Raw genomic sequence first — 22159 nt, 5'->3', positions numbered from 1 at the left:
CGGGGATGACGATCCCCGTCGCCGGTCGGACTGGACACCCGACCGGCCAGCCAGAAAAATCAGCCTGACAGTCATAAAAGATGGTCATAAAAAGCCCCGCTCATCGAGCGGGGCTTTTGCATTCAGAAAGGCCGGATAAATCAGGCTTTCCACGCTTTCCAGGTGTTGATCAGACCGTTGGTGGAGCAGTCGTGGCTGGTGACAGCCTCGTTGTTGCCCAGCTCCGGCAGGATCTTGTTGGCCAGCTGTTTGCCCAGCTCCACGCCCCACTGGTCGAAGGAGAAGATGTTCCAGATTGCGCCCTGTACGAAGATCTTGTGCTCGTACATGGCGATCAGGGCACCCAGGGTCTTCGGGGTCAGGCTCTTGAACAGGATGGAGTTGGTCGGGCGGTTGCCTTCGAACACCTTGAACGGCACCAGATCCTTGACCTGCTCCAGGGTTTTGCCAGCAGCCAGGAACTCGGCTTCGACCTCTTCCTTGCTCTTGCCGAAGGCCAGCGCCTCGGTCTGGGCGAAGAAGTTGGCCAGCAGTTTCGGGTGGTGGTCACCGATCGGGTTGTGGCTGATGGCCGGCGCCAGGAAGTCACAGGGGATCAGCTTGGTGCCCTGATGGATCAGCTGGTAGAAAGCGTGCTGGCCGTTGGTGCCAGGCTCACCCCAGATGATGGGGCCGGTCTGGTAGTCAACCGGCTTGCCGTTGCGATCCACGTACTTGCCGTTGGACTCCATGTTGCCCTGCTGGAAGTAAGCAGGGAAGCGGTGCATGTACTGATCATACGGCAGAATGGCTTCGGATTCGGCACCGTAGAAGTTGTTGTACCACAGGCCGATCAGCGCCAGCAGCACCGGCACGTTCTGCTCATAGGAGGCAGTGGCGAAGTGCATGTCCATCTCGAAGGCGCCTTGCAGCAGGGCTTCGAAGTTCTCGAAACCGACGGAGAGGGCGATGGGCATGCCGATGGCTGACCAGGAGGAGTAGCGGCCGCCAACCCAGTCCCAGAACTCGAACATGTTGTTGGTGTCGATACCGAACTCGGCCACGGCCTTGCCGTTGGTGGAGAGCGCAGCGAAGTGCTTGGCAACGTGGGCCTTGTCACCGGCGATCTTGATGAACCAGTCGCGAGCGGTCAGGGCGTTGGTCATGGTCTCCTGGGTGGTGAAGGTCTTGGAGGCCACCAGGAACAGGGTAGTTTCCGGATCGATCTTCTTCAGGGTCTCGGCGATGTGGGTGCCATCGACGTTGGAGACGAAGTGCATCTGCAGGTGGTTTTTGTAGGGACGCAGTGCCTCGGTGATCATCACCGGGCCCAGATCGGAGCCACCGATCCCGATGTTGACCACGTGCTGGATCGCCTTGCCGGTGTAGCCTTTCCACTCGCCGGAGATGATCTTCTCGCAGAAGCCCTTCATCTTGGCCAGTACGGCGTTCACTTCCGGCATCACATCCTTGCCGTCGCACTCGATGGGGCGGTCGGAGCGGTTGCGCAGGGCCACGTGCAGTACGGAGCGCCCTTCGGTCATGTTGATCTTGTCGCCATTGAACATGGCATCGATCGCGCTGCGAAGATCGGTCTCTTTGGCCAGATCAACCAGCAACTTGAGGGTTTCTTCGGTGATCAGGTTCTTCGAGTAATCAACCAGGATGTCGCCGCCGAAGGTAAGGGAAAACTTGTCAAAGCGCTTCGGGTCCTGCGCGAACAGATCCTTGAGTCGGGTCTCTTTGTTTGCTGCAAAGTGGGCTTCCAGTGCCTGCCAGGCCTGGGTTTGGGTTGGATTGATGTTTTTCATAGGATTCCTGAAATGCCAAGTTGTGTTTGAACCTTGCAGGCAAGGTCCCGCCAAACCTTATTATCCGAGCATTATAGCGAGCCGACCGGGCGGCCCGTGTAACAGAGTTTTACCGATTGTCTTTTACCGCAATGGGGCAACCGTCGGGAGTATACAACCAGAACATCGGGATTATGAGTCACGAAAGCAAGGGGGATCTTGCGCTCGCTCATGATTGGGGCTGGCCCGCAGCTCTGAAATTGTTTTCATTCCGCCGGCCTGATTATGCAGCGGATGGCGCGCCAGAAATGACAATGCCAGCCCGAAGGCTGGCATTGTGGGTTGCTGCTTTACCGCGATCACGCCTGCGGTTTTTGCATGTGCATCACCATCTGCGGGAAGGGAATTTCGATCCCTTCGGCATCAAAGGTGAGTTTCACCTTCTCGTGGAAGTCGAACCAGACACCCCAGTAGTCGCCGGTCTTGACCCACGGGCGCACCACGATATTGACCGAGGAGTCGGCCAGCGCGGCGACGGCGATGGTGGCAGCCGGATCTTTCAGGATGCGCGGCTCTTCGTTCACCAGACGCTCAAGGATCTGCTTGGCCTTGCGCAGGTCGGAGCCGTAGCCGATACCGAAGGTCATATCGACGCGGCGGGTATCCATGCGCGAGTAGTTGACGATGGTGCCGTTGAGGATGGCGGAGTTCGGTACTACCACCATCTTGTTGTCACCGGAGGTGAGGGTGGTGGTGAACAGCTGAACGGATTGCACCACGCCAGACGTGCCTGCCACTTCGATAAACTCGCCCGCCTTGATGGGGCGGAAGATGATCAGCAGAAAGCCAGCGGCGAAGTTGGAGAGCGAGCCTTGCAGCGCCAGACCGATGGCCAGACCGGCGGCACCGATAATAGCGACGAAGGAGGCGGTCTGCACCCCGACCCGGCCCAACGCGGCGATCACCACGAACACCAGAATGGCGTATTTGAGGATGCTGCCGACGAAGTGGGTGACTGTGGTGTCTAGCTTGCGCGCCTGCATCACTTTTACCACGCCACCGCTGAGCAGATTGGCGGCGATATAGCCGACCAGCAGGGTGAGCAGGGCGGCCGCGATGTTGACGGCATACTCGATCAGCAGGCTCTGGTTATTGACCAGCCAGGTCTGCGCTTCGGTAATGATTTCGGGTTCCATAGGATGTCCTTTCGGGTGCTAAAGGTTTATGGCGCATGAATCTAACATCGCAGCGCGACAGTCCGGGTCGCATCTGGTGCTTATTTTACTGCCATAAAAAGCTGCCACAAAAAAGAAGGGAGGCCAAGGCCTCCCTTCTTTATGCTCGGTGAAAAGCGCTGCGCTCAGCTTTGCAGCAGCTGGCTGCGGATAAACTGCCACTGATCCTCGAAGCCGGCGGTAGGCTTGAGCTTGAACTCGGAACGGACAAACTGGCTGATGCGGCCCTCGGTATAGGCCAGCAGCAGATTGGCCAGCATGGTTTCGTCGAGCTGGAAGCCCTGCCCCTCGCGCAGCCGTTTCTCGCGCAGTACCTGCTTGATCTGGGTCTCCAGCTTGTCAAACAGGATGCTGATGCGATCCCGCAGCCGGTCGTGCTCGCCCAGCAGGGCATCGCCGTTGAGGATGCGGGTGATGCCGGGATTGCGCTCGGCGAACACCAGCAGCAGCTGCAGGATGTGGTGGCAGCGCGCCATGGTGTCTTTCTCTTCCGCCATGATCAGATTGACCCGTGACAGCAGGGAATCCTCGATAAAGTCGATCAGCCCCTCGAACATCCGCGCCTTGCTTGGAAAGTGTCGATAGAGGGCTGCTTCAGAGACGCCGACCTCGGCCGCCAGACGGGCCGTGGTGATGCGCTGGCCGGGACTGGTTTCCAGCATATGGGCGAGCGCCTGCAGGATCTGATCGCGCCGACTCTGTTTCTGATTACTGCTTGCCATGGATTCCCCTAAAAAAACAATGGCTTGATTCTGTTATTAGGCACCGCCCATCAGGCTGGTGTGGTCTGTTATTGGCGACCAGAAGAACCAAAACCGCCTTCACCCCGTTCACTCTGGTTGAACTCATCGACCAGTTGGAAGCTGGCCTGAACTACCGGCATGATCACCAGCTGGGCGATGCGCTCGCCGGGTTGCATGGTGAACTCATCCTTGCCGCGGTTCCAGACCGAGACCATCAGCTGACCCTGATAGTCGGAATCGATGAGACCGACCAGGTTGCCCAGCACGATGCCGTGCTTATGGCCGAGACCGGAGCGGGGCAGAATAGTGGCACACAGACCCGGATCCTGGATGTGGATGGCCAGACCGGTCGGTACCAGAGTGGTATCGCCCGGAGCCAGAGTCAGCGGTGCATCCAGCAGAGCGCGCAGGTCCATGCCGGCAGAGCCGGGGGTGGCGTAGGCGGGCAGCGGGTACTCGCTACCGATACGGGCATCCAGAATCTTCAGTTCAATTTGTGTTGTCATGAATCGCTTTTTCAGTTGGATCTTGTGTTGGCGCCCCTCTTGGCAAGGCGGGGCGCCGTGAGTCTTGTTCTTTCGGGACGCTTAGCGCCGATAGTGACACGCAATCAGGGCAACCAGATGACGGGCCAGCGTCAGCTTGTCGGCCAACGGCAGAGGCGCCTGGCCCCCTTGCCAGAACACGGTCAGGGCGTTGTCATCGGCGTTGAAGCCTTGCCCCTCGCGGGATACATCGTTGGCGGCGATCATGTCCAACCGCTTTCGCTGCAATTTATCGAGGGCGTATTGTTCCACATCCACGGTTTCGGCGGCAAATCCGACAGTGAAGGGTTTGTCTGAAAGGGCGCCGACGGCAGCAATGATGTCGGGGTTTTTCACCAGCTTCACCACCATCTGATCGTTGTCACTGCTCTTCTTGATCTTCTGGCTGGCGACCTGCTCGGGCCGATAGTCAGCAACCGCGGCGCAACCGATGAAGAGGTCGCATTCGCCCACCCGGCTCATCACCGCCTGATGCATCTGCTCGGCGCTCTCGACATCGACGCGGGTGACCCCTGCCGGAGTGGTCAGAGCAACCGGGCCGCTCACCAGCGTCACCTCGGCGCCCGCTTCATGAGCCGCGCGGGCGATGGCGTAGCCCATCTTGCCGGAGCTGTGGTTGCTGATGTAGCGCACCGGATCGAGCGCCTCGCGGGTCGGGCCGGCGGTCAGCAGCAGCTTGACGCCCGCCAGCAAGGGCTCGGCGGCCAGCTGCTGGCAGCTGCGCTCCACCAGTTCGAGGGGATCCAGCATCCGGCCCGGGCCCACATCGCCACAGGCCTGGCTGCCGGAGTCCGGCCCCCACAGCAGGACGCCGCGGCTGGCCAGGGTCTTGAGGTTGGCCTGGGTGGCTGCGTTGAGGTACATCTGCTGGTTCATGGCGGGCGCCAGGGCGACCGGTGCCGGGGTGGCCAGACAGAGGGTGGTGAGCAGTTCGTCGGCCATGCCGGCGGCCATACGGGCCATCAGGTTGGCGCTGGCGGGGGCGATCAATACCAGATCGGCCCACTTGGCCAGCTCGATATGACCCATGCCCGCTTCGGCAGCCGGATCCAGCAGGCTGTCCGCCACCGGATGGCCGGAGACCGCCTGCAGGGTCAGCGGCGTGATGAACTCCTTGGCGGAGCGGGTCATCACCACCCGCACCTCGGCACCCTGATCTTTCAGACGGCGTACCAGCTCGGCACTCTTGTAGGCGGCGATCCCGCCGCTGACACCCAACAGGATGCGTTTATCGGCCAATCTCATCTGCTGTTTCTCTATCCGGCTCACTTTGACTGGTCGGTTAAGATACCACAGGCAGGGGATGACGACAGGGGTTGGCATCAAGGGGTTGTGGCGGGGAACACGCAAATATTTGCTATGTTTTTCCTCAACAGGGAGAGAGGAGAGACAAATGAGCATCAAGGAGTGGCCGGAAGATGAACGTCCCAGAGAGAAGCTGCTGCGACAGGGGCCGACGGTGCTCAGCGATGCCGAGCTGCTAGCCATCTTCCTGCGCACCGGCGTCAATGGCCTGAGTGCGGTCGATCTCTCCCGTAACCTGTTGAATCAGTTCGGATCGCTGCGCAATCTGCTGGGCGCGGATCAGCGCGCTTTCTGCGAGGCACACGGCCTCGGCCCGGCCAAATATGCCCAGTTGCAGGCGGTGCTGGAGATGGCCAAACGCCATCTGGCGCAGCAGTTGCAGCGGGGCGATGCTCTCACCTCACCCCAGCTGACCCGCGACTATCTACAGGCCCAGTTGCGGGATCGGCCGCGCGAGGTGTTTGCCCTGCTGTTGCTCGACAATCAGCACAGAGTCATTCAATTTGTTGAGCTTTTTTACGGCACAATCGATTCGGCGAGCGTCTGGCCAAGAGAAATCGTGCAGATCGCGCTCAAACATAATGCAGCCGCGGTGATTCTGGCGCATAATCACCCGTCCGGCGTCGCCGAGCCCAGTAGGGCCGACCGCCAGATCACGGATCGGATCACGGCCGCTTTGGCCCTGATCGATATCAGAGTGCTGGATCACTTGGTGATCGGTGATGGCATCACGGTTTCTTTTGCCGAGCGCGGTTGGCTATAACTGTGCTCTGGCACCGTATTAGTTGATCTTTGATCACGGATGCTGTATAAAATGCCGCCTTCTGTTTGCCCCGCAATCGAAGGCCAGCGGGGCAGATATTTGCTCGAGCAATGAAGTAAGATTTGGAGAGACTGACATGTCTAGAGTATGCCAAGTAACCGGCAAGCGCCCGGCAGTTGGTAACAACCGTTCGCACGCTAACAACGCTACCAAGCGTCGTTTCCTGCCGAACCTGCACACTCACCGTTTCTGGGTTGAGAGTGAAAAACGCTTCGTAAGCCTGCGCGTATCCGCAAAAGGCATGCGTATCATCGACAAGCGTGGCGTTGAAGTGGTTCTGGCTGAACTGCGCGCCAGCGGTGTTAAGGTATAAGGAATTAGATCATGGCTAAAGGTATTCGCGAGAAAATTCGCCTGAACTCCAGCGCCGGTACTGGTCACTTCTATACCACTACCAAAAACAAGCGCACCATGCCCGAAAAAATGGAAATCAAAAAGTTTGATCCCGTTGTTCGTCAGCATGTGATCTACAAGGAAGGCAAAATCAAGTAATTACTTGATGCTGCATTCCCAAAAACCCGGCCTTGTGCCGGGTTTTTTTATGCGCCGAATTCAGTACACTGCCGGTTCAAAGGGAGGCTTGCCATGTTCAAATTGAGCCGCAAAGGCTGGAACAACGTGATCATCGTGGTGGTACTGATCGTGATCACCCTGCTGCACCGGCTGGAACTGGCCCAGCAGGAGAACAGCGCCAAACGCGCGCGTCCGCTGCTGCCGGAGGATGCGGTGGTGCTCACCTGGCAGGGACCAAGCTGGCAGATTGAGCGGATCGGCCATGGCTGGCGCAGCGGGCCGGATTTGGGGCTCGACAGCAATCAGCTGGCGGCCCATATCGAGCGCTGGCAGGGCTGGCTGCTGCCACCCGGCGAAGCGGTACGCGGTGCCCCCGTTACCCTCAGGGTGTGGATTGCCGGGCAAAATGACCCGCAGACGATCGCCCTCTATCAGAACAGTGGCCAGTATGGTGCTCAGCTCCCCTCCGGCCTCTGGCTCTCCCTCACTGCCGAGCAGTATCGCGACCTGATGCGTCCTGCCCCCTGATTGTCCACCAGTCGACTCTGTTTGCGAGGTACCAATGCCTGAATTGCCAGAAGTAGAAGTCAGCCGGCAGGGGATCTCCCCCTGGCTTACCGGCATCAAGGTCACCCGAGTGGTGGTGCGCGATGGCCGCCTGCGCTGGCCGGTGCCAGGCGAAATTCAGGAGCTGGTGGACCTCACCATCCATCAGGTACGCCGCCGCGCCAAGTATCTGCTGCTGGAGACCGATTTCGGCACCGCCATCCTCCATCTGGGGATGTCAGGCAGCCTGCGGGTGCTGGATATCGGCACCCCGGCCGAGAAGCACGACCATGTGGATATCGAGCTGGAGAATGGCAAGCTGCTGCGGCTCAACGATCCGCGCCGTTTCGGCGCTCTGCTCTGGACTCGCGACCCGGCCGAGGCGCATGCCCTGCTGGCCAAGCTGGGGCCTGAGCCGCTCACCGATGCCTTCAATGGCGATTACCTGCGTGAGCGCGCCAAGGGGCGCAGCACAGCCATCAAGCAGTTCCTGATGGACAATCAGGTGGTGGTCGGGGTGGGCAACATCTACGCCAACGAGGCGCTCTTTGCGGCGGGGATCCACCCCAAACGGGCGGCGGGCAATATCAGTGGCGAGCGGCTGGAGAAGCTGGTGGCCGAGATCAAGCGGGTACTGGCCGAAGCCATCAGACAGGGCGGTACCACCCTCAAGGATTTCACCAGTGCCGATGGCAAGCCTGGCTATTTCGTGCAGCAGCTGCAGGTTTACGGCCGTGGCGGCCAGCCCTGTTTCCACTGTCAGACCTTGCTGAGCGAAGTAAAAATAGGCCAGAGAACCACGGTATTTTGCTCCCATTGCCAGCGTTAAGGGCACTTTTTCGCCGAATTTGCGGAAAGTTGTAACAGCGTATTTCCCGGCTGTTGAAGATTTGCACAGTTGTCTCTAGTATCTCGTCCGTTCAGGCGGTTTGAGAAATAAAAATGACTGTTAAATCAATAGACTGGGAGCATTTATCCCGGCTGGAGCGCTATTGCGCAAAATCCATGGCCAGCTACCTCTATCCGGAGGGAAGCGAGCGCCAGACCTTCAATCGCGGCAAGTTCGTGCTGCGCAGCCTGCTTTACCGCGAGCAGCTGACCCGTGTCTTTACCCTGTTTCAGGCCGAGCCGCTCAAGGCGCTGCCGGCCCGTTATCCCGAGCTGCTCGACAAGCCGATGCGTCCCTATCGCTTCGCCAGTGCCAGTGCCCGTCAGCGGGCCGAGATGCTGGAAAACCACTATCAGCTGCAGCTGAGTTGCTATCCACAGCTGGTTGAGCCGCTCTATCTGGCGGGCGGCATCGAGCTGGGGCGTTATCCCCAGAGCGATTGCCGCATCGTGCTGCGCCATGACGGCACCTTCCGCCGCGAGGCCGAGCTGGCCCTCTCCATCATCGATAGCGAGGGGCTGCGTCTCTACAGCTGTGCCTTCTCGCTGGCTGGCAGCGCCGAGCAGCTGCATCTGGTGATCGGCTCCATGCAGGGGCCGGAACCCGGAGTGGCCAACGCGCAGGATAAGGTGCGCGAGCTGACCAAGGAGGGGCAGGGTCTGCGGCCCAAATCCCTGCTGGTGCAACTGGTGCAGCAGCTGGCGCTGGCGATGGGCAGCGGCGAGGTGCTGGCGGTGCGCAAACGGGCTCACGTGTTTCAGGCCAAGCGTTACAGCAGCAAGCAGAAAGCCAACCTGCAAGCCGATTACGACGAGTTGTGGCAGGAGTTTGGCTCGCAGGATGTGGATGCCAACTTTGTCGCCCTGCAGTTGCAGCCGCGCAAGCCGCTGGAGGAGATCGCTTCCAAGAAGCGGGCCATGTACCGGCGTCGTTACGAGTGGCTCGATCAGCTGGAGCTGGCGATCCGCGAGCAGTTTGCCCGCCGTTAGGCGTGCAGTGCGTTGATGCAACAAGGGCTACCCACGGGTAGCCCTTGTTCGTTTCAGCCCATCAGGGGAGGGATTAGCGCTGCTGCTGTTTGGCGGCGATGGCCTGGGCCACCACGGGGTCGACAAACTGGCGGATGTCGCCACCGTGCAGCGCCACCTCTTTCACCAGAGTGGAGGAGATAAAGGAGTTCTCCTCGGCCGGGGTGAGGAAGACGCTCTCCAGCTCCGGCATCAGGCGGCGGTTCATGTTGGCCAGCTGGAACTCGTACTCGAAGTCGGAGACGGCGCGCAGGCCGCGGATCAGCACGTTGGCCTGATGCTCTTTGGCAAAATCGACCAGCAGCCCGGAGAAGCCGACCACCTTGACGTTGGGAAGCTGGCTGGTCACTTGCTGGACAAGCTGGACACGTTCCGCCAGATCGAACAGCGGGCGCTTGCTCGGGCTGTTGGCGACACCGACGATCACCTCGTCAAACAGCTTGGCGGCGCGGCCGATCAGGTCGGCATGGCCATTGGTAACGGGATCAAATGTCCCGGGATAGATCACCCTGGTAGTCATCTTTGCGGTCCTGCAACCTGGAAATTTGGTCGCATTATAAGGTCGTCGCTTGAGAATAGCAGTGCATCAGGCAAGAATACGCCATCGCGCATCAAGCCTCCCTGCATTGGTGACAGGGAGCAAAGGGATTTTTTATGAAACGTATTCTGGTCGTTCGCAATGACAAGATTGGTGACTTCATGCTGGCGTGGCCGAGCTTCGCCATGCTCAAAGGCTCCATGGAGTGTCATGTGACTGCCCTGGTTCCGGCCTACACGGCCCCGCTGGCCCGGCTCTGCCCCTGGATTGACGAGGTGATCATCGATCCGGGCGTGCGAGCCGACAAGGAGCAACAGCGGGCACTGCTGGCCCGGATCAAGGCGGCGGCGTTCGACGCGTCCATCTGCCTCTTCTCCAACTCCCGCAACGCCATGCTGGTGTGGAAGGCACACATCCCTTACCGGCTGGCGCCGGCGACCAAGCTGGCGCAGGTGCTCTACAACCAGCGTCTGGTGCAACGCCGATCCCGCTCCCAGAAGCCGGAGTCCGAATACAATCTGGAGCTGATCCGTCGCTTCCTGACCGATCATCAGGTCGCCGTGGTGGAGCCCAAGACTCCCTTCCTCAGTTTCGATGAGGCGAGCCTGCAGCAGGTGCGCGAGCAGCTGGCGGCCAAGCTCAAGCTCGATGCCAGCCGCCCCTGGCTGATGGTGCACGCCGGCAGCGGTGGCTCGGCCAACAACCTCTCCATCGAGCAGTATGCCCGCATCATCATCAAGCTGAACCAGGCCTGCCCCGAGCTGCAGTGCGTGCTGACCGCCGGCCCGGGCGAGGAGAAGATGGCCGAACAGCTGGCGGCCGAGCTGCTGGCCCACGGTGGCAACGGCTGGATCTACCGCTCCAGCGACGGTCTGCCGATGTTCTGTCAGGTGCTGGCCAACGCCGCTTTGTTTATCGCCGGCAGTACCGGCCCGCTCCATATCGCCGGGGCGCTCGACGTGCCGACCATTGGCTTCTTCCCGATGCGCCGCTCCGCCACCCCGCTGCGCTGGAAGCCCCTCAACAGCGAAGGACGCCACCTCGCCTTCAGCCCGCCGGAGGACAGCGATCACCCGGAGGATATGAGCCAGCTCGATCCCAAAGCCATGGTGCCGGAGATGGCCCGCTGGGCGGCGCCCTTCTGGCGCAAGTAACCCATGCAGCAATGCAGACAGGGCCCCGCGGGGCCCTGTTTTGTATGGTGATGATCGCAGCTGACAGACCAGCAGATCGGACATGGCCCCGGCAGCCCTTTTGCGGCCCTGTCAGCACCCTGCTGACACGGTTCCTGCCGGTATAAGCTGGAGTGGGGTCATTTAAGCAAAACTCATAAATTCAGCTTATAGCGATCGAGCTAAGCCCTGCCGCCCTCCGTCATGGCCATTGCGCGCTCTGCAAGGGCTCTGCCCGATCTGCCGCCATGCCATTCGCCCCTTGTTCCGCTGGAACAAGGGGCGAATTGACGAACTTGCGGTGGGGTGGGGTACGGCGCTATTCCGGCTGCTGTGGTTGCTGGCGCACCCAGAGGTCGGCGTATTTGACGAAGGTGGAGTGGGAGGAAAGGATCGCCAGCAGCAACCCCTGCTTGCCGTCGAGGAAGCCTGCCTTGAGCAGGTACATCTTGATGAAGCAGCCGACGGCGTGCATCAGCCCCTGACTGAGGGAGCCCTTCTTGCCGCGAGCGGTGCGCTGATCGGCCCAGGCGCGGGCATAACCGGCCGATTTGACCAGATAGTGCTCCAGATCCCGATAGGTGAAGTGGTGCAGGTCGCCGTAGAGGTTGACGATCTTCATGTTGGCGCGCACTTCCACCTTCTCGTGCACCAGCGCCTCATTGTAGCTGGTGAGCGCCTTGGGATAGAGGCGCAGCACCCGATCCGGATACCAGCCGCTGTGGCGGATAAAGCGGCCAAAGACCCAGGAGAGGCGCGGCAGCGAGTAGATGGTGTCGCTGGCCGGATTGGCCATCACGTTGGCGATGGCGGTTTTCAGCTCGGGGGTGAGCCGCTCGTCGGCATCCAGCCACAGCACCCAGTCGGACTGCACATGAGACTGGGCCAGTCGGCGCTGTTTGCCAAAGCCGGGCCACTTGGCGTTGACGAAGAAACGGGCCCCAAATTCGGCGGCGATGGCCGGGGTCTCGTCCTGACTGCCTGAGTCCAGAATGACGATCTCGTCCACCAGTCCGTCGAGGGAGGCGAGGCACTTGCGCAGGTTGTCGGCTTCATTCTTGACGATCAGAACGGCAGCCAGAGTCGGTTTTTTCACGAAATGGGGCTCTCGGTTGTTGCCCGTCTGGCGGGACATGCTCGAATTGGCGCCCATTCTAGCCTAAAAGCGTGGCCGGGGCATGACCCGGGTGGTGGCTGGCCGAGGCAAAGCAGAGGCGACTACCAAGGATCTTCTGTTATTTATCCGACCATTCTTGGGGCATAATCTCGCCCAGTGATGATTAACCGCCGGGCCAGACCCGAGAGAAGACGCGTAATGAAAATATTGGTGATCGGCCCCTCCTGGGTCGGCGACATGGTGATGTCCCAGAGTCTCTACAAGGCGATCAAGGCCAACCATCCCGAGTGCGAGCTGCACGTGATGGCCCCCGCCTGGTGCTGCGCCCTGCTGGAGCGGATGCCGGAGGTGGACAAGGCGATCACCATGCCCCTCGGCCACGGTGACTTCAAGCTGGTGGCGCGCCGCCGCCTCGGCAAGCAGCTGGCGGCCGAGAAGTACGATCAGGCCATCGTCCAGCCCAACTCCATGAAATCGGCGCTGATCCCCTGGTTTGCCCGCATTCCGGTGCGTACCGGCTGGAAAGGGGAGCACCGCTTCGGCCTGCTCAATGATATACGCAGCAACAAGTCCGCCTTCCCGCTGATGGTGGAGGGCTATCTGGCGCTCGCTTATCCCAAGGAGCAGATGAAGAGCCGGGCCGATATTCTGACCATTCCGCATCCGGCGCTCCACGTCGATCTGATCAACCAGAGCAAGGCGCTGGAGCGACTGGGGCTGGATCGCGCCCGCCCGGTGCTGGTGCTCTGCCCCGGTGCCGAGTTTGGCCCGGCCAAGCGCTGGCCGGAGGGGCACTACGCCGTAGTGGCCCAGCAGCATCTGGACGAGGGGTGGCAGGTGTGGATCTTCGGCTCCAACAAGGATGTGCCGGTAGCCAATACCATCCGGGATCGAGTCAACCTGCTGACCCGCCCCAACTGCCACGTGCTGGCGGGCAAGACCAGTCTGCACGAGGCGATCGATCTGATGGCGCTGGCCAGCCGGGTCATCTCCAACGACTCCGGCCTGATGCACATCGCCGCCGCCCTCAACCGGCCGCTGGTGGGCGTCTATGGCTCCACCTCGCCACTCTATACTCCGCCGCTGGCGGATCGGGTCGAGATCGTTCACACCGATATCGAGTGTCGCCCCTGCTTCAAGCGCACCTGCAAATTCGGTCATCTCAAGTGCCTGATCGACCTGGCGCCGGAGCAGGTGGTCGATGCCTGCAAGAAGCTGGAGCAGAGTCAGTAAGATGCCCTACCGTCTGCTCTACAACCTGCTGATCCATCTGGGATTGCCGCTGGCGCTGCTGGCCCTCTACAAGCCGAAGAAAGGCAAGCCCGGCTTTGGCAAGCGCTGGGCCGAGCATCTCGGGCGGCTGCCCGCCACCGGACAGGAGGCGCCGCTCTGGATCCATGCGGTGAGCGTGGGGGAGACGCTGGCCATCACGCCGCTCATTCGCGCCCTCAAGGCGGAGCGGCCCGATCTGCCGATCCTGCTCACCACCACCACCCGCACCGGTGCCGATCAGGCTGCCAAGCTGGGGGATCTGGTGATCCATCGCTACGCGCCGCTCGACTACCCCTGGGCCATTGCCGCCTTTCTCGACACCTTCAAGCCGCGCGCGCTCTGGGTGATGGAGACCGAGCTGTGGCCGAACTGGCTGGCCGCCTGTGAGGCGCGCCATCTGCCGGTGACCATCATCAATGCCCGCCTCTCCGAGCGTTCCTGCCAGCGTTATGCCCGCTTCCACGGCGCCTTCGACGCCCTGAGCCGGCCACTGACCCATCTGCTCTGCCAGCATCAGGATGACGCCGACCGCTTCGCCCGCCTCGGCATCGATCGTTCGCGGTTGGCGGTGACCGGCTCCATCAAGTTCGACATCCAGTTTGGTGACGAGGTACAGGCCAAAGGACGTGCCCTGCGCCAGCAGCTGGGGGCGGATCGGCCGGTCTGGATCGCCGCCAGCACCCATCTGGGTGAGGATGAGCAGGTGCTGGCCGCCTTCGATATGCTGCTCAAACGCCATCCCGACGCGCTGCTCATTCTGGTGCCGCGCCACCCCGAGCGGTTCGACCGGGTGGCCGAGCTGTGTGCCCCTTACGGCTGCGTGCGGCGCACTGATGGTGCTGCGGTGGGTGCCGGGGATAAGGTCTATCTCGGCGATACCATGGGCGAGCTGCCGCTGATGCTGGCGGCGGCCGATGTGGCCTTCGTCGGCGGCAGTCTGGTGAAGATCGGCGGTCACAACCTGCTGGAACCGGCGGCCCTCGGCAAGCCTTGCCTGACCGGCCCCGCCTATTTCAACTTCAGCGATATCACCCGCCAGCTGGTGGCTCAGGGTGGCGCGGCCGTTGTGGCCGATGCCGCCGAGCTGGGCGAGCGGGTGAGCCAGCTGTTTGCCGACGGCAACGCCCGCCGCGAGATGGGGGAGCAGGCTCGCGCCGTGGTGCTGCGCAATCAGGGAGCGCTGGCGCGCACCCTCTCGCACTGCCTCACTGCGCTGGAGAACGACTGAGTGTCAGCTTTCATACATCTCAGCCATAAAAAAACGGAGCGCGATGCGCTCCGTTTTGTTTTTGGCGGTGGCCGGAATTAGCGAACGATCAGCCCCAGCAGGATGCCGACCACACCGAAGTCGGAGTCGCTGAAGGTGGTGTTGGCGAAGCCGAGGTCGCCCAGTACCGGCAGCAGGAACACCGGCAGAATGGTGAGCAGCAGCAGGCCGTTGGCGAAGGCGCCCAGAATGGCGCCACGACGACCACCGGTGGCGTTGCCGAAGACCCCAGCAGCGGCGCCGACGAAGAAGTGCGGTACCACGCCCGGGATGATGACGGTCAGGCCCATGGCGTAGAGCAGCGCCATCCCCACCAGGCCGGCGGCAAAGCTCGACAGGAAGCCGATCAGCACGGCGTTGGGGGCGTAGGGGAAGACGATGGGGCAGTCGAGTGCCGGCTTGGCGTTTGGCACCAGCTTGTCGGAGATCCCCTTGAAGGCCGGTACGATCTCGGCGATGACCATCCGCACACCTTGCAGGATGACGTAGACACCGGCGGCGAAGGTGATGGACTGCATCAGGGAGAACATGAACCAGTGCTTGCCCTTGGCGACGCTGGAGACAAACTCGGGGCCGGCGAAGGCGGAGGTCACCAGGAAGATGATGCCCATGGTGAAGGAGATGGCCACCGGGGTATCGCGCAGGAACAGCAGGCTCTTCGGTACCTGCACATCTTCGCAGCTGTGGGCCTTGTTGCCGAACTTGGCACCGATCAGGGCGGAGAGCACGTAGGAGCAGGTGGAGAAGTGGCCCAGCGCCACGTCGTCGGAGCCGGTGATCTGCTTCATGAAGGGGTGGGCGATGGCCGGGAAGAAGACCATGGCGACACCGACCACCAGACTGCCCACCGCGATCAGCGGCACGCCGCTCATGCCACCGGCAGAGAGGATCACCGCCACCATCATCGACATGAACAGGGTGTGGTGACCGGTCAGGAAGATGAATTTCCACGGAGTCAGACGGGCGATCAGGATGTTCACCAGCATGGCGAAGAACATGATCATCGCCATCTCCTTGCCAAACGAGGTCTGGGCGATGGAGACGATGGCTTCGTTGTTGGGGACGACCCCCTTGATGCCGAAGGCGTGCTGGAAGATGACGGCAAAGTCACCCAGCGAGTTGATCACTAGGGTGGCACCGGCCCCCAGAATGACGAAACCCATGATGGTCTTGACCGTGCCCTTGATGCACTCGGTCACCGGTTTCTTCTGGGCAATCAGGCCGATAAGTGCGATCAGGCCGACCAGCACGGCGGGCTCGGACAGCACGTCAAACATCAGAAAGTTGAAAAATTCCATGGTCAGCTCCTGGCAATGGAAGATGCGGCCCGCAGGCCGCATGGAGGATCCTTAGAGGGCGCCCAGTTCGCGTAGGGCGGTGGCGAGCTTCTCTTTCATCGCGGCCTTGTCGACCATGTTGTCGAGGGCCACCAGACGGCCATTGACGCCCATGGATTGCAGCTGCTCGGCGATGTCGCGGGTGGCGACAAAGATCTCGGCGGTTTCGCTGCCGGCGGAGGCCAGATCGCGGTGATCCACCTCGGCGGTGACTGCCAGCTCTTTCAGGATGCTCTTAATGCTCATCTCCATCATCAGGCTGGTGCCCAGACCGTGACCGCATACAACCAGAATTTTCATTGTCTCTTCCTCTGTCAGGTGCGCCGTGGCGCAGATCAGTAGCGCGCCAGAATGCGCAGGATGTCGTCTTTGGTGTCGGCCGCAATGATGGCCGCCACGTCCTCTTCATTCATAAACAGCTCGGCCAGCTGGGCGATGGTCTCCACGTGGGAGTTGCTGTCGCTGGCGGCCAGGGTGATCAGCAGCTGGATCGGGTCGTTGCCCTCGGAGTCGAAGTTGACACCCTGCTTGATGACGGTCAGCCCCAGACCCAGCTGGTTGACTCCGTCCTCGGGGCGAGCGTGGGGCATCGCCAGACCGGGGCCCAGTACGTAGTAGGGGCCGAGCTCCTCATGAGAGCGAAACAGCGCCGCCACGTAGGAGGGTTCGATGGTGCCATTGGCCAGCAGGGGCGCCGTGGCCAGCTCGATGGCGTGGCGCCAGTCGCGGGCTGCGGGTTCGATGCGGATGACATCCTCGGTCAGCAGTTGAGTCAGCATGGTGGTGATCCGGCTAGTTAAGATGGCGCCAATCTATCGATCTTGCGGTGGTGAAACTGTGAGGGTGATCGCGAAAGTTAGCGCTATCAGATAGCGCTAACATGAAACTGTGATAGCGCTATCACTTCACCCATTAACGGGAGCCATCCTGCCCCTGCGGTAGGGGAAAGAGAGTAGAATCGGCCCTGAGCAAATAGTCAGTGGCGCTCTTTTGCCTTAAAGTGAGCAGCCGCAAGCCGAGGAAGGGATGGATGTCAGAAGCGAAAAAGCGCCGTAGCACGGGTCGGGTGACCCTCAACGATGTGGCCCAGCTGGCCGGAGTGGGGGCCATGACGGTCTCCCGTGCCCTGCGCACCCCCGAACTGGTCTCCGACAAGATGCGCGAGCGTATCGAAGCCGCGGTGGAAGAGCTCGGCTATATCCCCAATCGTGCCGCCGGTGCGCTGGCGTCGGGTACTTCCCATGTGATTCTGGTGATAGTGCCGAGCCTGCTTGATCGTGCCAGTGCCGAATTGATGGCCGGGTTGCAACCCATCTTGATGAAGGCCGGTTATCAGCTGGTACTGGGCGACGCCCAGCATCTGCGCCAGCAGAGCGAGCATCTGGAGCAGTTGTTGCAATACAACCCCGCCGCCGTGATCGTGCTGGGTTGCCTTGAGTCGCCAGATGACAAGGCGCTATTGCGTAACAGTCGTCTGCCGGTGGTGGAGGTGGGGGCTTTGGTGCCCCATCCCATGGATCTCTGTGTCGGCGGCTCCAATCAGGAGGCCGGTTATCGCCTGACCCGTCACCTCATCGAGCGGGGTTACCGCAATATCGGTTTTCTCTGTGCCCGTCAGGAGCAGTGGATGCTGCAGCAGCGCATGCGTGGCTGGCAGCAGGCGATGCTGGAGAACTATCTCTCGCCCGATATGGTGATCAATACCTCGGAGGCACCCAGTTTCAGCACCGGTGCTGCCATGCTGGGTGAATTCCTGCTGCGTTGGCCAGAGCTCGATGCACTTATCTGCGTCAACGACGAGCTGGCCGCCGGCGTACTGTTCGAGTGCCAACGACGGCACCTGAGCGTGCCCGGCAAGCTGGCTATCGCCGGTTTTGATGATTCCGATGTGGCGAAGAGTTGTTATCCTGCCCTCACATCGGTTCAGGTTCCCTATCGCAAAATGGGCAGCATGGCTGCCGAGATGATCCTGCACAAGCTGGCTGGCGACGAGGTGCAAGAGACGACCCGGATCCTCGAGTTCGAATTGCAAAAGCGCCAAAGCAGCTAACCGTTCCTTTTCAATCCCCATCAAAGAGGCAACCATGTTCAAGGCTCTGTTACTGGAAAACCAAGACGGCAAGACCATTCCGACCCTGACCCGACTGACCGAGAGCCAGTTGCCGGAGGGAGAGGTGCGGGTAGCGGTGAGCTACAGCTCCATCAACTACAAGGACGGGCTGGCCATCACCGGCAAGGGCAAGATAGTGCGTCAGTGGCCGCTGGTGCCCGGCATCGACTTCGCCGGTACCGTGCTCGAATCTGCCGATAGCCGCTATCAGCCCGGCGACAAGGTGGTGCTGACCGGTTGGGGCGTGGGCGAAGGGCACTGGGGCGGCATGGCCGAACAGGCGCGGGTCAAGGGCGACTGGCTGGTGCCGTTGCCCGCCGGGCTCGATGAGCGGCAGGCCATGTGCATCGGCACCGCCGGCCTTACCGCCATGCTCTGCGTGCTGGCGTTGGAAGAGGCGGGCATTACCCCGGCAAGCGGTGAGGTGCTGGTCACCGGTGCGGCAGGCGGTGTGGGGGCCACCTCGGTCGCCCTGCTGGCGGCCCTTGGCTATCAGGTGGCGGCGCTGACCGGCCGCCCCGAAGAGCAGGGTGCCATGTTGACTGCGCTCGGTGCCAGCCGCATCGTGCCGCGCAGCGAGCTTCTGGAGCCTGCCAAACCGCTGGAGAAACAGTTGTGGGCCGGTGCCATCGATACTGTCGGCAGTCAGGTTCTGGCCAAACTGCTGGCCCAGATGAACTACGGCGGCGCCGTGGCAGCCTGCGGGCTGGCGGGGGGCTTCGATCTGCCGACCAGCGTGATGCCCTTCATCCTGCGCAATGTGCGGCTGCAGGGGGTCGATTCGGTGATGTGCCCGCTGGCACGTCGTCAATTGGCTTGGCAGCGACTGGCACGGGATCTGCCTGCCAGCTTCTTTGCTCAGGCGGTTACCGAGATCGTGCTGGAGCAGGTGGTCGAGGCTGCCGAGGCCATCACGCTGGGTCAAATCGCGGGGCGCACCCTGGTCAAACTTTGAACTCTGACGACTGGCGAGCCCGACATTTCCGGATAAAATTGGATTGCGGGTGAACTATCCAAGGAGAGTGAAGATGGGTGGACACAAGCCGGATTACGACTCGTCAGACGATGATTGGGAGCCGGAATCCTGGGAAGAGGAGCTGGATCAGTGGGAAGACGAAAGCTGGCAGGATGATGACCCTTTCGATGACCAGTGAACCACAGCATTGAATGAACAGGCGGGCATTGTGCCCGCCTGATTTTTTTGCGGCGCTCACAGGGCTGGCGTGTGCCTCTTGTGGTCACGGGGTGGCTGGATAAGAATGAACTGCTCAAACGACACTCAAGGATGACTATGCGACTCACCATCATACTGCTGGCAGCCCTGCTGGGTGGCTGCGCCTCCAACAACGATCCCTGCGAGAAGGTGTGGAGTGATGTCGGGGAGGCGGATGGCAAGCTGGGGTTCACCGCCGATCGGGTCGAGTTCCATCAGGCCCAGTGCGGCAAGAAGGTGGATAGCGAACTGTGGGAGCAGGGGCGCCAGAAAGGGCTGGCCTGGTATTGCCGCCCGGAGCACCTCTATCTGGCCGGTCGCTCTGGTGGCGAGTATCGCGGCGTCTGCCCGAACGACATGCAGGCCCGCCGGCTGTTCGAACAGGGACGGCAGGGGTGGACGGATCAATAACGTCCTGACGGGGAGGCGTTACTCCTCTTTCAGCCGCAGCGGCTGGCAGAGATAGCCTTTCTCGTTGGCACTGCGGGCACATTTGCCGCAGACGAATTTGGGTTTGCGGATTATCTTGCGCAGCGCTTTGAGATCAGTGGGGATTTCGTGGCGGCGCCACTCACACAGGGTCTTGCTGCCCATAACGATTACCTCTACGACTCGACGGGCGTATTGTAATCAATTTTCATTTCGAATAAACGACAAAACCGCCAGCCGGGGATAATCCTGCTGGCGGGTTTGCGAATGAAACGTTACTGGTAGAGGAATTTGGTGAAGATGAGCTCGCGCACCGCTTTCTTGCCGGTCTCTTTCACCAGCAGCTCGTTTGCCTTGGCTTCGCACTCCTTGCGCAGCTCTTCGCGGCTCACCAGAGACTTGATCTGCTCGGTGCTCTTGCTGCCCATCAGGCGGATGATGGCGTCGCGGATCAGCGGATCATGCTGCTCCAGCAGCTTGAGGTCGCCCTCGTTGGCGGCCATCAACTCTACCGTCACCCGGACGTAGCCAAGGGTTTTGCCATCGCTCAGGTAGTTGGTGATGATGTCCGGATCGAGCAGGTGGTAGTAGAAGCCGGGTTTGGGAGCGGCGGCCGCTTCTCCCTCTGCGGGCGGCTCCTCTCCTTCGGAGGCATAGACCTGAAGTGCACCGCAGCTCAGCAACAACACCAGCAGAAATTTGAATAGCTTCATATGGATGGCTCATCAGCAAGAGATACCCCATTTTTGATGCTGCCATCGGGGCCGTCAAGCACGGATGTTCTTACATTTCGCGATTGATTTACGGATAATAAACCGGATTTTAACCTGAACACGGAAATCTCTGGATGGTGATGCTGTGAAGTCCGAGTTGACTGTTCCCCTCACACTCTCGGGTAGCTGGCTGGCTCCGGAAAGTTGTGAATTGCCAGCCTCGCTGCGCCCCTGGTTGCTGGAGCCGGGCTCCATGACCCGGCGGTTGCGCCAGCACAACAGCCACTTCTCGGTCGAGTGGCTTGGCAATCATCAGGTCTCTCTCACTGCCGATGAGCAGTGGCTGGTGGATGCGCCCACCCCGGCCGGGGTCTGCCGCGAGGTGATCCTGCACGGCGATCGGGGGCCGGCGGTTCTGGGCTGGACCCTGTTTGCCGATGTGGCGCTGGAGGGAAGCGGGCTGGCCGATCTTGGCGAGCAGCCGCTCGGCGAGCGGATATTCGGCCACGAGCCGGCGCGGCGCGATCATCTGCAAGTGGCGCGCTTCGAGATCGCCGCCAACCCCCGCTGTCCGGCAGCCGTGGTCTGGGGGCGCCGCTCCCGCCTGTTTCTGGGGCCGTGGCCACTGCTGGTGCACGAGCTGTTTCTGCCTTCTCTCGTTTGTAACAAGGAGCTGGAGTGAATCTGTTGACCAAGGAGCGAGGGCTGGCCTATATGCAGTTGGCTCGCATCGACAAACCCATCGGTACCCTGCTGCTGCTGTGGCCCACCCTCTGGGCGCTCTGGCTGGCGGCAGGTGGCGTCCCCAACCTCTGGAATCTCATCGTCTTTGCCGTGGGCGTCTTTCTGATGCGCTCGGCAGGCTGTGTCATCAACGACTATGCGGATCGCGACTTCGATGGCCACGTCAAACGCACCTCAGGGCGTCCGCTGCCGACCGGCAGGGTCGATCCGCGCGAGGCGCTGGCACTCTTCTTTGTGCTGGCGCTCATCTCGTTTGCCCTGGTGCTGACCATGAACCCGCTCACCATCAGCCTGTCGTTTATCGCTCTGTTGCTGGCGGTCTGCTACCCCTTCATGAAGCGGCTCATCTCCAACCCGCAGTTTGTGCTCGGGCTGGCCTTCTCCTGGTCAATCCCCATGGCTTATGCGGCGCAGGCCAACGCTCTACCCCTCGTTGCCTGGCTGCTCTTCCTGGCCAACCTGCTCTGGACCGTCGCCTATGACACCCAGTACGCCATGGTGGATAGGGACGATGACCTCAAGCTCGGTCTCAAATCGAGCGCCATCCTGTTTGGCCGCAACGACAAGCGGATCATCGGGGTGCTGCAACTGGGCACCCTGCTTATCATGCTGGTGGTTGGCCAGCTGATGGCGCTGGGGGGCTGGTATTACTGGGGATTGCTGGGGGCTGGGGTGCTCTTCGTCTACCAGCAGCGGTTGATCCGCGAGCGCGAGCGTGAAGCCTGCTTCAAGGCGTTTCTCAACAACAACTATGTTGGGGCGCTGATCTTCATCGGCGTGGTGCTCGATTACCTGCTGGCGTGACCTGTTCCCGCGCAAACTCCGATAAAAAAGAAGGCCGCATCATGCGG

The 22159-nt window shown here is 61.1% G+C and carries 27 protein-coding genes; 15 read left to right on the top strand and 12 right to left on the bottom strand.

Annotated elements, in window-relative coordinates:
* Window positions 1–140: 140 nt before the first annotated feature.
* The 5 genes from pgi to coaBC form a co-directional block, all read right to left on the bottom strand.
* A complete protein-coding gene (gene pgi / locus AAHA39_RS19815) occupies window positions 141–1790 on the bottom strand; it encodes a glucose-6-phosphate isomerase (RefSeq protein ID WP_005355982.1) in 1650 nt (549 codons plus the stop codon).
* 338 nt (window positions 1791–2128) lie between these two features.
* Entirely contained in the window at window positions 2129–2965 is an 837-nt protein-coding gene (locus AAHA39_RS19810; protein ID WP_320657154.1) for a mechanosensitive ion channel domain-containing protein, read from the bottom strand.
* Between the two features lie 164 nt (window positions 2966–3129).
* A complete protein-coding gene (slmA, locus tag AAHA39_RS19805; protein WP_005339495.1) occupies window positions 3130–3726 on the bottom strand; it encodes a nucleoid occlusion factor SlmA in 597 nt (198 codons plus the stop codon).
* Between the two features lie 68 nt (window positions 3727–3794).
* Window positions 3795–4253 carry a dUTP diphosphatase gene (gene dut, locus AAHA39_RS19800; RefSeq protein ID WP_320657155.1) on the bottom strand — a complete coding sequence of 153 codons (459 nt, stop codon included), beginning with the start codon at window positions 4251–4253 and terminating at the stop codon, window positions 3795–3797.
* 81 nt (window positions 4254–4334) lie between these two features.
* Window positions 4335–5537 (bottom strand): bifunctional phosphopantothenoylcysteine decarboxylase/phosphopantothenate--cysteine ligase CoaBC, encoded by a 1203-nt coding sequence (coaBC, locus tag AAHA39_RS19795; RefSeq protein WP_320657156.1) that lies wholly within the window; start codon window positions 5535–5537, stop codon window positions 4335–4337.
* A gap of 148 nt (window positions 5538–5685) precedes the next feature.
* On the opposite strand from coaBC, the gene radC reads away from it, so the two are divergent.
* From radC to AAHA39_RS19765, 6 genes are all read left to right on the top strand, one after another.
* Window positions 5686–6360 (top strand): RadC family protein, encoded by a 675-nt coding sequence (radC, locus tag AAHA39_RS19790; protein ID WP_033113596.1) that lies wholly within the window; start codon window positions 5686–5688, stop codon window positions 6358–6360.
* 136 nt (window positions 6361–6496) lie between these two features.
* Window positions 6497–6733, top strand: coding sequence for a 50S ribosomal protein L28 (gene rpmB / locus AAHA39_RS19785; RefSeq protein ID WP_005307492.1), 237 nt, complete (start codon window positions 6497–6499; stop codon window positions 6731–6733).
* 11 nt (window positions 6734–6744) lie between these two features.
* On the top strand, window positions 6745–6912 hold the full coding sequence (gene rpmG / locus AAHA39_RS19780; RefSeq protein ID WP_005307500.1) for a 50S ribosomal protein L33: 168 nt from the start codon (window positions 6745–6747) through the stop codon (window positions 6910–6912).
* A gap of 93 nt (window positions 6913–7005) precedes the next feature.
* Entirely contained in the window at window positions 7006–7461 is a 456-nt protein-coding gene (locus tag AAHA39_RS19775; RefSeq protein WP_041210776.1) for a hypothetical protein, read from the top strand.
* 34 nt (window positions 7462–7495) lie between these two features.
* A complete protein-coding gene (mutM, locus tag AAHA39_RS19770; protein WP_320657157.1) occupies window positions 7496–8308 on the top strand; it encodes a bifunctional DNA-formamidopyrimidine glycosylase/DNA-(apurinic or apyrimidinic site) lyase in 813 nt (270 codons plus the stop codon).
* A gap of 176 nt (window positions 8309–8484) precedes the next feature.
* Window positions 8485–9357, top strand: coding sequence for a VirK/YbjX family protein (locus tag AAHA39_RS19765; RefSeq protein ID WP_320657158.1), 873 nt, complete (start codon window positions 8485–8487; stop codon window positions 9355–9357).
* A gap of 73 nt (window positions 9358–9430) precedes the next feature.
* Here the strand turns inward: AAHA39_RS19765 and coaD are convergent, their stop codons facing one another.
* Complete coding sequence (coaD, locus tag AAHA39_RS19760) at window positions 9431–9916, bottom strand: pantetheine-phosphate adenylyltransferase (RefSeq protein WP_041210779.1); 486 nt, start codon at window positions 9914–9916, stop codon at window positions 9431–9433.
* A 134-nt stretch (window positions 9917–10050) separates the two neighbouring features.
* Between coaD and AAHA39_RS19755 the strand changes: the two genes are divergently transcribed.
* Window positions 10051–11088, top strand: coding sequence for a glycosyltransferase family 9 protein (locus tag AAHA39_RS19755; RefSeq protein ID WP_041210780.1), 1038 nt, complete (start codon window positions 10051–10053; stop codon window positions 11086–11088).
* A gap of 337 nt (window positions 11089–11425) precedes the next feature.
* On the opposite strand, the gene AAHA39_RS19750 is transcribed toward AAHA39_RS19755, so the two are convergent.
* Complete coding sequence (locus AAHA39_RS19750; RefSeq protein ID WP_043851870.1) at window positions 11426–12202, bottom strand: glycosyltransferase family 2 protein; 777 nt, start codon at window positions 12200–12202, stop codon at window positions 11426–11428.
* 219 nt (window positions 12203–12421) lie between these two features.
* Between AAHA39_RS19750 and waaF the strand changes: the two genes are divergently transcribed.
* The gene (gene waaF / locus AAHA39_RS19745; RefSeq protein WP_320657159.1) at window positions 12422–13456 is read left to right on the top strand and encodes a lipopolysaccharide heptosyltransferase II; all 1035 of its coding nucleotides are present in this window, start codon (window positions 12422–12424) and stop codon (window positions 13454–13456) included.
* 1 nt (window position 13457) lies between these two features.
* Entirely contained in the window at window positions 13458–14723 is a 1266-nt protein-coding gene (gene waaA, locus AAHA39_RS19740; protein ID WP_320657160.1) for a lipid IV(A) 3-deoxy-D-manno-octulosonic acid transferase, read from the top strand.
* Window positions 14724–14800: 77 nt separating this feature from the next.
* On the opposite strand, the gene AAHA39_RS19735 is transcribed toward waaA, so the two are convergent.
* From AAHA39_RS19735 to AAHA39_RS19725, 3 genes are read right to left on the bottom strand one after another with little or no spacing between them, the layout of a single operon-like run.
* Complete coding sequence (locus AAHA39_RS19735) at window positions 14801–16060, bottom strand: PTS ascorbate transporter subunit IIC (RefSeq protein ID WP_042030406.1); 1260 nt, start codon at window positions 16058–16060, stop codon at window positions 14801–14803.
* A gap of 51 nt (window positions 16061–16111) precedes the next feature.
* Entirely contained in the window at window positions 16112–16399 is a 288-nt protein-coding gene (locus tag AAHA39_RS19730; RefSeq protein ID WP_005356014.1) for a PTS sugar transporter subunit IIB, read from the bottom strand.
* Window positions 16400–16434: 35 nt separating this feature from the next.
* The gene (locus AAHA39_RS19725) at window positions 16435–16878 is read right to left on the bottom strand and encodes a PTS sugar transporter subunit IIA (protein WP_005357408.1); all 444 of its coding nucleotides are present in this window, start codon (window positions 16876–16878) and stop codon (window positions 16435–16437) included.
* Between the two features lie 251 nt (window positions 16879–17129).
* Here AAHA39_RS19725 and AAHA39_RS19720 point away from each other — a divergent pair, with 251 nt between their 5' ends.
* The 4 genes from AAHA39_RS19720 to AAHA39_RS19705 all read left to right on the top strand — a co-directional run bounded on the left by AAHA39_RS19720 (window position 17130) and on the right by AAHA39_RS19705 (window position 19833).
* A complete protein-coding gene (locus AAHA39_RS19720; RefSeq protein WP_215806462.1) occupies window positions 17130–18149 on the top strand; it encodes a LacI family DNA-binding transcriptional regulator in 1020 nt (339 codons plus the stop codon).
* Between the two features lie 34 nt (window positions 18150–18183).
* Complete coding sequence (gene acuI, locus AAHA39_RS19715; RefSeq protein ID WP_320657161.1) at window positions 18184–19164, top strand: acrylyl-CoA reductase (NADPH); 981 nt, start codon at window positions 18184–18186, stop codon at window positions 19162–19164.
* A 73-nt stretch (window positions 19165–19237) separates the two neighbouring features.
* The gene (locus AAHA39_RS19710) at window positions 19238–19363 is read left to right on the top strand and encodes a hypothetical protein (protein WP_255940094.1); all 126 of its coding nucleotides are present in this window, start codon (window positions 19238–19240) and stop codon (window positions 19361–19363) included.
* Window positions 19364–19500: 137 nt separating this feature from the next.
* Window positions 19501–19833, top strand: coding sequence for a DUF2799 domain-containing protein (locus AAHA39_RS19705; protein ID WP_033113608.1), 333 nt, complete (start codon window positions 19501–19503; stop codon window positions 19831–19833).
* 18 nt (window positions 19834–19851) lie between these two features.
* Here the strand turns inward: AAHA39_RS19705 and AAHA39_RS19700 are convergent, their stop codons facing one another.
* The gene (locus AAHA39_RS19700; protein ID WP_104016832.1) at window positions 19852–20016 is read right to left on the bottom strand and encodes a hypothetical protein; all 165 of its coding nucleotides are present in this window, start codon (window positions 20014–20016) and stop codon (window positions 19852–19854) included.
* 110 nt (window positions 20017–20126) lie between these two features.
* Entirely contained in the window at window positions 20127–20564 is a 438-nt protein-coding gene (locus AAHA39_RS19695) for a flagellar basal body-associated FliL family protein (protein WP_042030393.1), read from the bottom strand.
* Between the two features lie 145 nt (window positions 20565–20709).
* Here AAHA39_RS19695 and AAHA39_RS19690 point away from each other — a divergent pair, with 145 nt between their 5' ends.
* Both AAHA39_RS19690 and ubiA read left to right on the top strand, forming a co-directional pair.
* Entirely contained in the window at window positions 20710–21246 is a 537-nt protein-coding gene (locus AAHA39_RS19690; RefSeq protein WP_320657162.1) for a chorismate--pyruvate lyase family protein, read from the top strand.
* Window positions 21243–22112, top strand: coding sequence for a 4-hydroxybenzoate octaprenyltransferase (gene ubiA, locus AAHA39_RS19685; RefSeq protein WP_320657163.1), 870 nt, complete (start codon window positions 21243–21245; stop codon window positions 22110–22112). The genes AAHA39_RS19690 and ubiA overlap by 4 nt, the downstream gene beginning before the upstream one ends.
* Window positions 22113–22159: the final 47 nt, after the last annotated feature.

The sequence above is a fragment of the Aeromonas sp. SE22 genome, from assembly GCF_038739755.1.
Classification (GTDB): domain Bacteria; phylum Pseudomonadota; class Gammaproteobacteria; order Enterobacterales; family Aeromonadaceae; genus Aeromonas; species Aeromonas jandaei.
The sequence above is the reverse complement of the archived record's forward strand: the minus strand, read 5'-3'. Positions and strand labels throughout refer to the sequence as shown.

What these genes read in the sequence shown, in the direction of transcription:
- pgi (WP_005355982.1), bottom strand. Translation starts at nt 1,790, where the DNA reads ATGAAAAACATCAATCCAACCCAAACCCAGGCCTGGCAGGCACTGGAA.
- AAHA39_RS19810 (WP_320657154.1), bottom strand. Translation starts at nt 2,965, where the DNA reads ATGGAACCCGAAATCATTACCGAAGCGCAGACCTGGCTGGTCAATAAC.
- slmA (WP_005339495.1), bottom strand. Translation starts at nt 3,726, where the DNA reads ATGGCAAGCAGTAATCAGAAACAGAGTCGGCGCGATCAGATCCTGCAG.
- dut (WP_320657155.1), bottom strand. Translation starts at nt 4,253, where the DNA reads ATGACAACACAAATTGAACTGAAGATTCTGGATGCCCGTATCGGTAGC.
- coaBC (WP_320657156.1), bottom strand. Translation starts at nt 5,537, where the DNA reads ATGAGATTGGCCGATAAACGCATCCTGTTGGGTGTCAGCGGCGGGATC.
- radC (WP_033113596.1), top strand. Translation starts at nt 5,686, where the DNA reads ATGAGCATCAAGGAGTGGCCGGAAGATGAACGTCCCAGAGAGAAGCTG.
- rpmB (WP_005307492.1), top strand. Translation starts at nt 6,497, where the DNA reads ATGTCTAGAGTATGCCAAGTAACCGGCAAGCGCCCGGCAGTTGGTAAC.
- rpmG (WP_005307500.1), top strand. Translation starts at nt 6,745, where the DNA reads ATGGCTAAAGGTATTCGCGAGAAAATTCGCCTGAACTCCAGCGCCGGT.
- AAHA39_RS19775 (WP_041210776.1), top strand. Translation starts at nt 7,006, where the DNA reads ATGTTCAAATTGAGCCGCAAAGGCTGGAACAACGTGATCATCGTGGTG.
- mutM (WP_320657157.1), top strand. Translation starts at nt 7,496, where the DNA reads ATGCCTGAATTGCCAGAAGTAGAAGTCAGCCGGCAGGGGATCTCCCCC.
- AAHA39_RS19765 (WP_320657158.1), top strand. Translation starts at nt 8,485, where the DNA reads ATGGCCAGCTACCTCTATCCGGAGGGAAGCGAGCGCCAGACCTTCAAT.
- coaD (WP_041210779.1), bottom strand. Translation starts at nt 9,916, where the DNA reads ATGACTACCAGGGTGATCTATCCCGGGACATTTGATCCCGTTACCAAT.
- AAHA39_RS19755 (WP_041210780.1), top strand. Translation starts at nt 10,051, where the DNA reads ATGAAACGTATTCTGGTCGTTCGCAATGACAAGATTGGTGACTTCATG.
- waaF (WP_320657159.1), top strand. Translation starts at nt 12,422, where the DNA reads ATGAAAATATTGGTGATCGGCCCCTCCTGGGTCGGCGACATGGTGATG.
- waaA (WP_320657160.1), top strand. Translation starts at nt 13,458, where the DNA reads ATGCCCTACCGTCTGCTCTACAACCTGCTGATCCATCTGGGATTGCCG.
- AAHA39_RS19735 (WP_042030406.1), bottom strand. Translation starts at nt 16,060, where the DNA reads ATGGAATTTTTCAACTTTCTGATGTTTGACGTGCTGTCCGAGCCCGCC.
- AAHA39_RS19730 (WP_005356014.1), bottom strand. Translation starts at nt 16,399, where the DNA reads ATGAAAATTCTGGTTGTATGCGGTCACGGTCTGGGCACCAGCCTGATG.
- AAHA39_RS19725 (WP_005357408.1), bottom strand. Translation starts at nt 16,878, where the DNA reads ATGCTGACTCAACTGCTGACCGAGGATGTCATCCGCATCGAACCCGCA.
- AAHA39_RS19720 (WP_215806462.1), top strand. Translation starts at nt 17,130, where the DNA reads ATGTCAGAAGCGAAAAAGCGCCGTAGCACGGGTCGGGTGACCCTCAAC.
- acuI (WP_320657161.1), top strand. Translation starts at nt 18,184, where the DNA reads ATGTTCAAGGCTCTGTTACTGGAAAACCAAGACGGCAAGACCATTCCG.
- AAHA39_RS19710 (WP_255940094.1), top strand. Translation starts at nt 19,238, where the DNA reads ATGGGTGGACACAAGCCGGATTACGACTCGTCAGACGATGATTGGGAG.
- AAHA39_RS19705 (WP_033113608.1), top strand. Translation starts at nt 19,501, where the DNA reads ATGCGACTCACCATCATACTGCTGGCAGCCCTGCTGGGTGGCTGCGCC.
- AAHA39_RS19700 (WP_104016832.1), bottom strand. Translation starts at nt 20,016, where the DNA reads ATGGGCAGCAAGACCCTGTGTGAGTGGCGCCGCCACGAAATCCCCACT.
- AAHA39_RS19695 (WP_042030393.1), bottom strand. Translation starts at nt 20,564, where the DNA reads ATGAAGCTATTCAAATTTCTGCTGGTGTTGTTGCTGAGCTGCGGTGCA.